This is a genomic window from Streptomyces sp. NPDC033174 (genome assembly GCF_055577795.1).
Map to the genome: position 1 here is coordinate 981517 of NZ_JBVIPQ010000001.1, position 12000 is coordinate 993516.

Here is a 12000-nt window from a genome sequence, read left to right on the forward strand (position 1 = left end):
CACGAGCGACAAATCCCTGCAACTCCCGTTCACAGCACGGACTCCAGGGCCTGCCGCCCTCTGACCTCCGGCTCCGGATTCAGGGACTCCGAGTCGTCCCGCGACCCCTCCCCCGGGCTGTCCACGGGACGCGGCCCGGCCCTCACCACTCTCCTGAACGCCGAGGTCCCGCGCGTCAGATCGTGTCCGACCGCCATGGCGTCGATGTCCACGAAGGTCTTGCGCTGCCCGTCCCGCTCCTCCTCGCGCACCTTCAACCTGCCGTGCACCACCAGAGGTTCACCGACCGTCACGGACGCGGCCAGGTTGGCGCCGAGCGTCCGCCAGGCCCAGACGGTGTAGAAACTGGTGTTCCCGTCGGCCCAGGCGCTCCTCTCGCGGTCCCAGCGGCGCGCGGTCACCGCGAACCGGAACCTCGCCACCCCGCCCGTCCCCGTCTCCCGGTAGTCCACACCGGTCGCGACATTGCCGACCAGCGTCACCAGCGTGTCGTTCATGACGCCCCTCCCGCCCTGCTGCTGTTGCCGTGTCCCCATGCTGGACGGGCCGGGACGATCCCGCCGGGGCCTGTGGACGAGCGGGACACTGGGGAAAACTCCGTCACCCGTGCGAGGGGCTTGCGAAGGGGAGAGAGAGGCAGACGCTCCGGCGGGCGGCGTTACGCGCGGCTCCCCGCCACCGCCACGTACTGCTCCCGCACTTCGCGGTAGCGCATCAGTTCCGCCGCCACCGGGTCGAGCACCCGGGCCCGTCCGCAGGCGGCCGCCGCCTCCTTCAGACGCCGCTCGGTCTCCTGGCCGTACCGGCGCGCGGGCCCGTTCGCCGCCGCCGCACACGCCCACTCCACCAGCGGGCCGCCCACGATCCCGGCGAGCATCACCAGGACGGGAGGAAGCAGCTCCGGTTCGAGTACGCCGACGATCTGGCCCACCAGCCAGAGGGCGCCGAAGATCTGAAGCAGCGTCATCGTCGCCTGGGTGAGCACCGCGGCCGGCCACCACGCGGGCCGCGGCGGCTTGACGGCCGGTTCCGCCGCCGTCACCGCCAGCTCGTCGAGGGCCTCGGGCAGCCCCTCGGCACCGCGGACCGCCGCCTCCCGTACCGCCTGTGCCCATGGTGCGGGCAGCCCGTGCGCGGCATCGTCGGCCACCATCCGTACCGCCTGCTCGACGCGCTGGCGCGCCGTCAGTTCGTCCTCGACGGGCACCTGGGCGCGCGTACCCATGCCGCCCGGGATCCGTACCCGCTCGTACCAGCGCCACAGCCGCAGCCAGGGCGTGCCACAGGCCCGGTTCGCGTTGCGCCGCCAGGCGCGCTCCGCCGACTCCCCCGCCGCCGTGGCGCCGACGGCCACCGCGAGGCGGGCCGCGAAGTCCTCCCGAGACCGCTCGTCCAGCCCCGGACGGCCCTCGGCCACATAGACCGGGCGCAGCCGGACCGCGGCCGCGTCCACATCGGCGGAGAGGCGCCGCGCCGCCGCGTTCCGCTCCTGGACGAACTTCCCCAGGACCTCACGCAGTTCTCCGACGCCCTCGCCGGTGAGCGCCGAGAGGGCGAGCACGGTGGCACCGGGCTCGCCGTGTTCGCCGAGGGCGATGCCGTCCTCGTCCAGGAGGCGGCGCAGGTCGTCCAGGACCTGGTCGGCGGCCTCGCCGGGCAGCCGGTCGATCTGGTTGAGCACCATGAACGTGACTTCGGCGTGTCCGGCGAGCGGCCTCAGATACCGCTCGTGGAGTGCCGCGTCCGCGTACTTCTCCGGGTCGACGACCCAGATCACCGCGTCGACCAGGGCCAGGATCCGGTCCACCGTGTCCCGGTGCTGGGTGAGGGCCGAGTCGTGGTCGGGCAGGTCGACGAGGACCAGTCCCTGGAGCGCCTCGTCGCCCGCGCCGCCCGCGAGGGGCCTGCGGCGCAGCCGGCCGGGGATGGCGAGCCGGTCGAGGAGCCCGGCGGACCCCTCCGACCAGCTCAGCGCGATCGGCGCGGAAGTGGTGGGGCGGCGGAGCCCGGTCTCGGAGACCGGGACCCCGGCGAGGGCGTTGAAGAGCATGGACTTGCCGCTGCCGGTGGCGCCCGCGATGGCCACGACGGTGTGGCGCGAGGAGAGCCGCTGCCGGGCGGCGGCCTCGTCAAGGACCCGTCCGGCCTCGGCGAGGGTCGCGCCGTCCAGCCGGGTGCGGGAGAGGCCGATCAGTTCCCGCAGGGCGTCCAGACGAGCCCGCAGCGGCCCCCCGTACGCGCCGCCGATCGGCACATAGGGCTCCCCCTCGGCGTCCGTCGGCCCCTGCGCCTCCTGCTCCGCCCTTTCGGCCTGCTCGTTCGCGCGCCGGGCGATCAGCCCGTCGTCCCAGCGATCGTCCACCGCACTCACCACTGTCACCTCTGCTTCTGAAGTACGGACAACGCGGCGATCAGCTCGGCCTGTGGCTCGGGGGTCACATCGAGCGCCCGCAGCGGCGCCAGGCGCTGGTCCCGTTCGGTGTGCAGGACGCGGTCGAGGTAGGACGTCATGAGCGCGCCGCCCCTGTCGCGCAGACGCAGTGCGCTCTGGGCGCCGAGCAGTTCGGCGAGCCGGTCGCCGGCGCCCCGGGTGCGCCGGCCGCCGAGCAGGGCGCAGGCGAGGAGGGCGGCGATGGTGTCCGGCTCGGGGGGCGTGCCGCGCTCCTGCCCCCGCAGCTCCTCCTCGGTCAGCTCCTCCAGCTCCCGCCGCCAGCGCCGTACGGCCATCCCGATCCGCTCGGTCGCCTCCCGGTCGCCGCCGATCCGGCGGGTGGCGAGGGCCCCGGCGGCGGGCTCGCGCCGCCATGCCTCGCGCACCTGCTCGTCGGCGGCGGCGACCGCGCACTGGAGCAGCGCGATCAGTGACTCGACGAGCGCGTCGAGGAGCTCGTCGGCGGTGCTGTCGCGGGGGAAGCCGCGCCAGCGGGTACGGGCGTCGCCGGCGAGCACCGACCCGCGCTGGAGCCTGCTGCGGACCCGCTCACCCTCCTGCTCGTACGCCCTTTCCACGGCGGAGCTGAGGCGTACGGCGGCGGCGTACTGGGCGGCCACGGCGCCCGCGAGCTCGGGCATCCGGGCGTTGAGGGAGTCGATGACGCCGACGGCGGTCCTGACGACGGCCTGCTGGCGGGCGGCCGGGTCCAGCGCCAGGTGGGCCAGCCAGTCGCGCAGCGGGGCGACGGCGGTGTCGGGCAGCAGTCCGGTGCCGCCACCGGCCGACTCGGGCAGCTCGGGGATGGTGAACCGGGGCACCTCGCCGAGCCCGGCCTTGCGGAGCAGCGCCTCGTACTGGCGCGACACCTCGCCGATCACCTGGTGCGGGACACGGTCGAGGACGGTGATGAGGGTGGCGTCGTACTCCTTGGCCGTGCGCAGCAGGTGCCAGGGCACGGCGTCGGCGTACCGGGACGCGGTGGTGACCATCACCCACACGTCGGCGGCGCAGATCAACTCGGCTGCGAGTACGCGGTTCTCGACGACGAGGGAATCGATGTCGGGCGCGTCGAGGAGTGCCAGCCCGCGCGGGAGCGAGGACGCGGTCTCGACGCGCAGGGTGTCGGCCGCCGAGGACTGCCCGGCGCCGTCGGTCTCGTCCTGCTGCGGCAGCCAGACACGGGTGAGTTGCGGCAGGACCCGCATTCCGGCGAACCAGTGGTGGTCCTCGGGGTGGCAGACGAGCACGGGGGTGCGGGTCGTGGGCCGCAGCACCCCCGCCTCGCTGACCCGGCGCCCCACCAGCGAGTTGACGAGCGTGGACTTTCCGGCACCGGTGGAACCGCCGATGACGGTCAGGAGTGGGGCTTCGGGGTCTTTGAGCCGGGGAACCAGATAGTCGTCGAGCTGGGCGAGCAGCTCGGCCCGGGTCTGCCGGGCCCGGGGCGCACCGGGAAGAGGAAGTGGAAGACGCACGGCGGCGACACGGTCGCGCAGGGCGGAAAGTGCGTCGATGAGCTGAGGCCGTACGTCCATGGTCACCACATGTGAAGAATGCCCAACTTTGGCGCCTTTTTGAAGCGTATAGCATTCTCTGCGCGCCGATCGGACACTTGGGACACAGGGGATGAGTAGGTCTCAGGCATAACGAGTGCACAACACCCGGGCCGTGAGACGCGAAAAGCGCTGCGGGAATCGCACCTGCCTGCGATTATCGTTCCGCTTCACCGAACCTCCACATCGTGCCACGGAGGTGAAGCAACCAGGCCAAGGCGACCGGAGCCCTATCCTTGTCCCGGCAAGGTCACGGACCACCCAACGGGGCTCCAGGCCACCACGGCCGCGATCCGGCCCCCGTAGCTCAGTGGATAGAGCAGGCGCCTTCTAAGCGCTTGGCCGCAGGTTCGAGTCCTGCCGGGGGCGCACACGCCGGGCACATGCCGCCTGACCGAATAGGCCCTCCCTCCGGGAGGGCCTTTCCCGTGGCGCGGGCCCCCCTGCATGCACCCCTGCCCCACGGGCGGCACAGGGGCCATTCGGGCGGACCCGACCTGAAACAGCGCGGGCGGATCGCCCGAACCCGGACCATTGGACGCATCGCGCAGACCCGCCCGCAGGGGTTCCGGGCCGGAATTCGACGCTCCGATAAACCCCCCAGGGGCACATATGTCCGAATTGATGGGCTTCTTCGCTCTGCATCTTCCTGCTTGCATCAAGGTGACCTGCACCACCGGTTGAAAGCGCCCGGCGCTCCCAGCAGGATCATCTCGTGGCCAGAAAACGCCACGACGAAAACTAAATGGGGGCGGGAAAAGAATGAGGTCGATACGTAAAGCTGTCCTGGGGGGGATGGTTGCGGCGATGCTGCTTCTGGGAGCGAACATCGTGGACCGTGCGCCGGCCGACATCGAGGCGGCCGCGCTTTTCACCGGCGTGACGAAGACTGCGGAAACGATTATCCGGGTGAACCCGGACGACAGCGGCTGGGGAACGGCCCCGGGAAAGCCCGATGACAGCGGCTGGGGCGTCGCCCCGGCCAAGGCGGACGACAGCGGCTGGGGGGTCTCCCCCGCGCACGTGGACGACAGCGGCTGGGGCGTCGCCCCGGCCCGCCCGGACGACAGCGGCTGGGGAACTGTCCCGGTGAACCCGAACGACAGCGGCTGGGGATAGACCCCAGAAATTCACTCAGAAGATCCGGACCGGCGCGCGATCCGCCCGACCGGTGACCTCACCATGCCTGGAGGCTGTCTTGAGTAGGAGAGAAGTAGAGATACTCGCCATTGGGGCGGGCCCCTCCAACCTCGCGCTGGCGGTGGCGTTGGAAGAATTGGCACCGGAGGACGTTGCCAGAAATACTTTGCTGATCGAGCAGAACGACTCGGTGGTCTGGCAGCCCGGAATGCTGCTGCCGTGGACGCAGAGCCAGGTGTCCTTCCTCAAGGACCTGGTGACCGTCCGGAATCCGGTGAGCCGGTTCTCCTTCATCAACTTCCTGCACAGCAACAACAAGCTCAACGAGTTCATCAATCTCGGCACGTTCACGCCTTACCGGCGCGAGATCTCCGACTATCTCAACTGGGTCGCCCGCTCACTGAGCCTGGTCAACATCGAGTACGGCCGGCAGGTCACGTCCACCCAGGCCGTCCTCGACGAGAACGGCACTCCTCAGCGCTGGCTCGTGGAGCTCTCCGACGGCTCCTCGATCAGCTGCCGCTACCTCGTCGTCGGTGCCGGGCGCGACGCCCACATCCCCGAGGTCCTCTCCACCGTGGACCGCCGGCGCCTGATCCACAGCACCGAGTTCCTCCAGGGCCTCGAGGCACTGAAGGACGCGCCGCGCAAGGTCCTGGTCATCGGTGGCGCGCAGAGCGCGGCGGAGATGCTGTGGACCGCCTACAACCGCTTCCCCGAAGCGGACTGCACCATGGTGATGCGCTCCATCGGTCTGTCCGTCTACGACGGCAGCAAGTTCACCAACGAGCTCTTCTACCCCACGTTCACCAGCGACTTCCACTCCGCGCTGCCCGAGGCGCGCGAGCAGATGCTCACGGAGATGCACCGCTCCAACTACGCGGGCCTGGCGCCGTCGTTGCTCGACTCGCTCTACCGCCGCATGTACGAGGAGAAGCTCGCCGGCACCCAGCGGCTGCGGATGCTCACGATGCACGACATCACCGAGGCCCGCGACGAGGGCGACGGTGTGGTGCTGACCGTCCGTGACCGCAAGACCGGCCGGAGCACCGAACTCGAGGGCGACGTGGTGCTGCTGGGCACCGGATTCGACCGGTCGATGCCGAAGCTGGTGCGCGGGCTCGCCGCCACGCTGGGCACCGAGGAGATCTCGGTCACCCGCAACTACCAGCTGGAGACGCCCGCTTCGGGTGGCGCCGCCTGCTACCTGCAGGGCGTCAACGAGGCCACGCACGGCATCTCCGACTCCCTGCTCAGCGTCCTCGCGTCGCGGGCCGGGGAGATCGTCCAGGACATCCTCGGCCACCTGGCCGACGATGCGCAGCTCGTACCCGACTCCACGGAGGAGAACCGCTCATGGAACTACGCAGCCTAGACCGCGACGCACTGGTTCACGAGAACGGTCTGGACGCCCAGCGACTGGTTCCGTGGCCCGCGCTCAACGCCCCCTTCGAGGGCTCCTGGTGTGTGATCGCGCCGGGCACCGCATCCACCCCGCACTCCCACCACGAGTACGAGATCTTCATCGCCCTGTCCGGCTCCGCGTTCCTGGAGTCCGAGGGCGAGCGCAGACCCTTCGTGGAGGGCGACATCGTGCACTTCCCGCCGGGGATCGCGCACCGGGTGGTCAATGAGTCCGACGCCGACTTCCAGATGTACAGCGTCTGGTGGGACCTGGACATGACCGAGGCTTTCGCCAAGCGCCACGCGCAGAGCGCGCCGGGAGGGGAGAGCGCATGACCGAGGCTTCCGCGGCCCCGCGCCGCACGGTCATCATCGCCCCGCCGCCCACGCCCAACGGAGACCTCCACGTGGGGCATCTCGCGGGCCCGTATCTCGCGAGTGACGTCTACGCGCGCTACCTCCGCGCCTCCGGCCGGCCCGTGATCTTCGCGACCGGGACCGACGACAGCCAGACCTATGTGGTGGGCAGCGCCCACCGCTCGGGCACCACTCCCGAGGAACTGGCCGCCCGTTGCTGGGAGCAGATACGCACCACGCTGGAGGCGGCCGGGATCGCCGTGGACGGCTTCGCGCCGTTCGACAACGGCTACCGGCAGACCGTGCTCGACTTCGTGACCGACCTGCACTCGGCGGGGAAGTTCCAGGAGCGCGTCGTACGCCTGCCGTACGTGGAGGCGACCGGCGAGTACCTGATGGAGGGCCTGGTCGCCGGGGACTGCCCGGTCTGCCTCCTGGAGAGCCGCGGCGCCCTGTGCGAGTCGTGCGGGCATCCCATCGAGCCCGACGGGCTGCTGCGCCCCTACTCGACCGTGGACCCGTCCGCCGAGGTCACCTATCGCGAGGCGACGATCCTGGTGCTCCCGATGGAGGAGTACCGCGAGCGTCTGACCGCGTACTACGAGGAGCACCAGGACACGCTGCGCCCGCACATGGCCCAGCTCGTCCGCGAGGCGCTCAGCCGTCCCCTCCCGGACTTCCCGGTCACCTACCCCACCGGGTGGGGCATCCCCGCCCCGTTCGCCGAGACCCCGGGCCAGGTCATCAACGCCTGGGTCGAGGGAATGGCCGCGTCGATGTACTGCACCTGGTACGCGGCGAGCCAACTGGGCGAGCACGCCGACCGGTTCGACGAGCAGTGGCAGGCCGAGCACGGCATCGAGCTGGTCTACTTCCTCGGCTTCGACAACACCTATTTCTGGGGCATGACCCACCTGGCGCTGCTGATGGCGCACGGTGACCGTTACGTCCAACCGCACGCCATCGTCTCCAACGAGTTCTACGAGCTGGAGAACGAGAAGTTCTCCACCAGCCGCGGCCATGTCGTGTGGGCGGCGGACCTGGTGGCGGAGGTCCCCCGGGACCTGGTCCGCTTCTATCTGGCGCTGAGCGCGCCCGAGCACTCGCGGACGAACTTCAGCCGCGCCGCGCTCGACTCCATCGCCGCCTCCCGGCTGGTGGAGCCGTGGAACCGGCTCGCGGACCGGCTCGAGGCGCTGCTCGACGGCGCGCCCGAGGGGCCGCTGCCCGTCTCCGCCACCGGCGCCCGCCAGGCGGCGATCGTCACCGAGCGGTTCCGGGCCGGCTACGAGCTGTCCGCGTACAGCCTGCACCGCTCGGCGGACGCCGTGGTGACCTATCTCGACCGGCTGGTCCGCCAGTCGGAGCGCGTCGACGGCGGCGACCCGCGGCAGACCGGCGACCTGGTGCTCGCCGCCCGCACGCTGCTGGCGTGCGCGGCCCCGCTCCTCGTCGACGTCGCCGGCCGCGCGGAGCGCGCCGGAATCGACCTGACCATCGCGGACAGGTCCGATGCCACCGAGGTCGAGCCGCTGTCCCTGCCCCGGCTGAGCACCAAGCCCGGCGTGGACGAGCCGGCCGGCGGCCTGGTGGAGAGCCGCGCCTGACCGTCGGCCCGCGACGCCTCCCGTTTCCCCACCGCCTCCCCGCACCCCCGTCCCCCCGCATCCCCTCCGTACGTATCAGTCCCGAGGAGCATCGTGTCCACTGCATCCGCAGCGACGGGCAATCCCGTCACGCCCGGAGTCAACCGCGCCGAGCGGTTGCTTCTCCCGGCGACCTTCATCACCAACCTCGGCAACGGCATCCAGCTGACCGCCGCCACCTACCTCGTCTTCACCGACCAGAACACCATGCTCTCGGTCAGCTGGCTGGTCATCGCCGTCATGGCGCCGCAGGTCGCCCTGTCGCTCTTCTTCGGCAAGCTCGCCGACCGCTTCGACCGCCGCATGCTGGCCGTCATCTCGGACGTCGTCAGCGCCGTCGCCGCCCTGGCCCTGCCGGTCGCGCTCTTCATGGGCGGTTCGCCGGACGTCGTGTCGTACGTGGCGAGCGCCGTACTCGCGGTGTCGGCCGCGCTCTTCATGCCGGCCAGCAACGCGCTCATCAAGGAGCGCATCCCGGAGGCCCGGCTCGGCCGGTTCAACGGCAACTTCGAAGTGGCGCTCCAGGCGGGCACGCTGCTCTCGGCGGCCGTCGGTGGTTTCTTCATCGCCGCCTTCGGTGTCCAGCCGGTCTTCTACTTCAACGCCGTCACCTTCGCCCTCTCCGCGGCGCTGCTGTTCTTCATCGGCCGCCGGCCGGCGGTCAGCGCCGAGGCAGCCGCGTCGGCCGCCGCGAAGGCCGCCGCCTCCGACGTCGCACACGCCAACGGCACCAACCGTCCGCCGCTGAAGCGTCTGGCCCTGCTCTACGCGCTGGGCAACATCGTCATCATCGTCGGAAACAGCATCCTGTTGATCCTGGTCGTGGACACCTTCAACAGCACGGTCGGTGTCCTGGGCATCGTCGACGCCCTCTTCGGCATCGGCGCGCTGATGGCGGGCTTCGTGTTCAAGAAGGCCAGTGCCCGGGCCACGACCCTGAAGGTCGCGCTCGCCGGATACATCTCCTTCTCCGTGGTGCTGGCCCTGGAGACCACGCACCTGTGGATCATGATGGCCGTCATCCCGCTGGCCGGCATCACCTTCTGCGTCGCCCGCATCGCGGCCCGGACGGCCCTGATGACCGCGGCGCCCGAGCACCGGGCCGGCTTCATCTTCGGTGCCACCAACGCCTTCGGGCTCGGTGCCGGAACGGTCGCCACCGTGCTGATCTCGCTCCTGGTCGACAAGGTCGACGACGCCCGCCCCGGCTACTGGATCCTGGCCGGCCTCATCTCGGTCCTGGCGGTCGTCCTGGTCACCAGCCTGTCCATCAAGAAGGCCTCCGCCCCCGTCGCCGGTCCGGCCACCGCCGAGACCCCGGTGGCCGAGACCACCGCCTGAGGGGGCGTCATGACCGTCAGACTGCTCGCGCTCGAAGCCAGCCAGAACGCCACCTACTACGTCTCCCGCTACCAGCAGATCGAGGGGCTCGGAGCGGAGCTGTACGTCCTGAACGGCGAGGGCACCGAGGACTTCTGGCCCGCCGACCGCTACCGGATCGCCGGCTCCAAGAAGATCGACGACATCATCGAAGTGGCCCGCGGCTGGCACGCCGAGGTCGGGTTCGAGGGGGTGCTCACCTTCTCCGAGTCCGGTGTGGTCGCGGTGGCCGCGGTGGCCGACGCCCTGGGCCTGCCGAGCGTGGGCACCGAAGCCGCCCGCACCAGCCGCAACAAGCTCCTGATGCGCCAGGCCCACGCCGAGGGCGGGGTGCCGCACCCGGCCTTCCGGTTCGTGGGTGACGTGGAGGCGGCGCTCGCCGCGGCGGAGGAGGTCGGCTACCCGCTGATCCTGAAGCCCACCCTGGGCGCCGCGAGCAACTTCGTCTTCCGCGTCGACAGCGCGCAGGAGCTGCGCGAGCGCTACCAGGACGCGGTCCGCGGCATCCGGACCATGTCCTGGGCGCTGATGGAGGCCGACGGACTCGACCTCGGTCCGCACGGACTGCTCATCGAGTCCTTCCTGGACGGCCACGAGCATCTGATCGAGGCCGTGGCCTGGGACGACGAGGTGTACCTCGGCTCGATCGTGGACCGGGTCACCGTCGAGGGCGGCACCTTCGACGACGACGTGCACCATGCCCCGACCGCCCTCACCGGCGATCAGGTGGCGGCCGTGCACCGGGCCGTACGGGCCGCCGTGCACGCCCAGGGGCTGCGCCGCGCGGTCCTGCACGCGGAGGTCCGGTTCCACCAGGGGGAGCCGTTCATCCTGGAGATCGCGGTACGCCCCGGCGGCGGCGGTCTCGACCACATGGCGCGCATCAGCGCCGGTCACGACCCGATCCGGGCCGTCCTCGACGTGGCCAGGGGGGTGCGGCCGGATGTGTCGCATTACTCCCCGACCGAGCGGCACACCGCCGCCATGTGCCTCGTCAGCGGCGCGGGTGTCATCGAGTCCGTCGAGGTGCCCGACGAGGTCGCGCAGGCCGACGGACTCATGTTCCTCAAGATCACTGCCAAGCCCGGCGACCTCATCAGGCGACCGCCGGACGGCAACAACATCCTCGGATTCCTGGGTGCCACCGGCACCTCGTTCGACGATGCGATGCGGCTGGCCACGGACCTGGCCACCCGGATCAGGACCACTCTCACCGATCCCAGCACGACCTGACTGGAGCAGATCACATGCGCGCGAAGAAGACCCACCGTTACCTGATGTGCCGTCCGACCCACTTCGAGGTCACCTACTCGATCAACCCGTGGATGGAGCCGGAGAAGCCCGTCGACACGGGCCTGGCGCTCGCCCAGTGGGAGCGGATGCGGGACCTGTACCTGCAGTTCGGCCACGAGGTCGAGTTCATCGACCCGGTCGAGGGCCTGCCGGACATGGTGTTCTCGGCCAACGGGGCAACGGTGATCGACGGGAAGGTCCTCCTCGCCCGGTTCCGCCACAAGGAGCGTGCGGCCGAGGCGCCGGCGTACCAGAAGTGGTTCGGCGAGAACGGCTTCGACGAGGTGCTCGACCCCGAGCACGTCAACGAGGGCGAGGGCGACTTCCTGCTGGTGGGCGAGCGGATCCTGGCGGGAACCGGCTTCCGCAGCGACCCGGTCGCCCATGACGAACTTCGCGCCTTCTTCGGCCGGGAGGTCGTCGGGCTGACGCTGGTCGACCCGCGCTTCTACCACCTGGACACCGCCCTCGGCGTCCTGGACGAGGACCAGGTCATGTACTACCCGGGGGCGTTCTCCGAGGAGAGCCGGAAGGTCCTGGAGACGCTCTACCCCGACGCGATCATCGCCACCGAGGCGGACGCCGAGGTGTTCGGGCTCAACGCGGTCAGCGACGGCCTCCATGTCGTCCTGCCGCAGGCGGCGACCCACCTCATCGAGGAGCTGCGGGCCCACGGCTTCGAGCCGCACGGCGTTGAGGTCTCCGAACTCCTCAAGGCCGGCGGCGCCGTGAAGTGCTGCACCTTGGAAATCCGCCAGTAGCAGCTGAGCTGCACCACTCATCCATCGACGAG

Annotated in this window: 10 protein-coding genes and 1 tRNA gene; 8 read left to right on the top strand and 3 right to left on the bottom strand. The window is 70.6% G+C overall.

The annotated features are described in order from the left end of the window. Nucleotides 1-29: 29 nt before the first annotated feature. The 3 genes from ACZ5VC_RS04490 to ACZ5VC_RS04500 all read right to left on the bottom strand — a co-directional run bounded on the left by ACZ5VC_RS04490 (nt 30) and on the right by ACZ5VC_RS04500 (nt 3969). Entirely contained in the window at nt 30-497 is a 468-nt protein-coding gene (locus ACZ5VC_RS04490; RefSeq protein WP_469118591.1) for a single-stranded DNA-binding protein, read from the bottom strand. A 161-nt stretch (nt 498-658) separates the two neighbouring features. Then, nucleotides 659-2371 carry a GTPase gene (locus tag ACZ5VC_RS04495; RefSeq protein WP_469118592.1) on the bottom strand — a complete coding sequence of 571 codons (1713 nt, stop codon included), beginning with the start codon at nt 2369-2371 and terminating at the stop codon, nt 659-661. A 5-nt stretch (nt 2372-2376) separates the two neighbouring features. After that, nucleotides 2377-3969, bottom strand: a complete 1593-nt coding sequence (locus tag ACZ5VC_RS04500; protein WP_469118593.1) for a dynamin family protein — start codon at nt 3967-3969, stop codon at nt 2377-2379. A gap of 314 nt (nt 3970-4283) precedes the next feature. Between ACZ5VC_RS04500 and ACZ5VC_RS04505 the strand changes: the two genes are divergently transcribed. The 8 genes from ACZ5VC_RS04505 to ddaH all read left to right on the top strand — a co-directional run bounded on the left by ACZ5VC_RS04505 (nt 4284) and on the right by ddaH (nt 11968). After that, a tRNA-Arg gene (locus ACZ5VC_RS04505) sits at nt 4284-4356 on the top strand. A 438-nt stretch (nt 4357-4794) separates the two neighbouring features. Then, nucleotides 4795-5106, top strand: coding sequence for a hypothetical protein (locus ACZ5VC_RS04510; RefSeq protein WP_469118594.1), 312 nt, complete (start codon nt 4795-4797; stop codon nt 5104-5106). Nucleotides 5107-5185: 79 nt separating this feature from the next. Next, entirely contained in the window at nt 5186-6502 is a 1317-nt protein-coding gene (locus ACZ5VC_RS04515) for a lysine N(6)-hydroxylase/L-ornithine N(5)-oxygenase family protein (protein ID WP_468706102.1), read from the top strand. After that, nucleotides 6484-6867, top strand: a complete 384-nt coding sequence (locus ACZ5VC_RS04520) for a cupin domain-containing protein (protein WP_469118595.1) — start codon at nt 6484-6486, stop codon at nt 6865-6867. Before ACZ5VC_RS04515 ends, ACZ5VC_RS04520 begins: the two co-directional genes overlap by 19 nt. After that, nucleotides 6864-8495, top strand: coding sequence for a class I tRNA ligase family protein (locus ACZ5VC_RS04525; RefSeq protein ID WP_469118596.1), 1632 nt, complete (start codon nt 6864-6866; stop codon nt 8493-8495). Before ACZ5VC_RS04520 ends, ACZ5VC_RS04525 begins: the two co-directional genes overlap by 4 nt. A 93-nt stretch (nt 8496-8588) precedes the next feature. Then, nucleotides 8589-9875: an MFS transporter gene (locus tag ACZ5VC_RS04530; RefSeq protein WP_469118597.1), complete on the top strand. Its 1287-nt coding sequence runs from the start codon at nt 8589-8591 to the stop codon at nt 9873-9875. A gap of 9 nt (nt 9876-9884) precedes the next feature. Continuing rightward, nucleotides 9885-11147 carry an ATP-grasp domain-containing protein gene (locus ACZ5VC_RS04535; protein ID WP_469118598.1) on the top strand — a complete coding sequence of 421 codons (1263 nt, stop codon included), beginning with the start codon at nt 9885-9887 and terminating at the stop codon, nt 11145-11147. Between the two features lie 14 nt (nt 11148-11161). Further along, the gene (ddaH, locus tag ACZ5VC_RS04540) at nt 11162-11968 is read left to right on the top strand and encodes a dimethylargininase (RefSeq protein ID WP_468706113.1); all 807 of its coding nucleotides are present in this window, start codon (nt 11162-11164) and stop codon (nt 11966-11968) included. The last annotated feature ends 32 nt before the right edge of the window (nt 11969-12000 follow it).

Excerpts from the sequence above, each read along its gene's own strand:
- ddaH (WP_468706113.1), top strand. The coding sequence starts at position 11,162 with ATGCGCGCGAAGAAGACCCACCGTTACCTGATGTGCCGTCCGACCCAC.
- ACZ5VC_RS04510 (WP_469118594.1), top strand. The coding sequence starts at position 4,795 with ATGCTGCTTCTGGGAGCGAACATCGTGGACCGTGCGCCGGCCGACATC.
- ACZ5VC_RS04535 (WP_469118598.1), top strand. The coding sequence starts at position 9,885 with ATGACCGTCAGACTGCTCGCGCTCGAAGCCAGCCAGAACGCCACCTAC.
- ACZ5VC_RS04525 (WP_469118596.1), top strand. The coding sequence starts at position 6,864 with ATGACCGAGGCTTCCGCGGCCCCGCGCCGCACGGTCATCATCGCCCCG.
- ACZ5VC_RS04520 (WP_469118595.1), top strand. The coding sequence starts at position 6,484 with ATGGAACTACGCAGCCTAGACCGCGACGCACTGGTTCACGAGAACGGT.
- ACZ5VC_RS04490 (WP_469118591.1), bottom strand. The coding sequence starts at position 497 with ATGAACGACACGCTGGTGACGCTGGTCGGCAATGTCGCGACCGGTGTG.
- ACZ5VC_RS04500 (WP_469118593.1), bottom strand. The coding sequence starts at position 3,969 with ATGGACGTACGGCCTCAGCTCATCGACGCACTTTCCGCCCTGCGCGAC.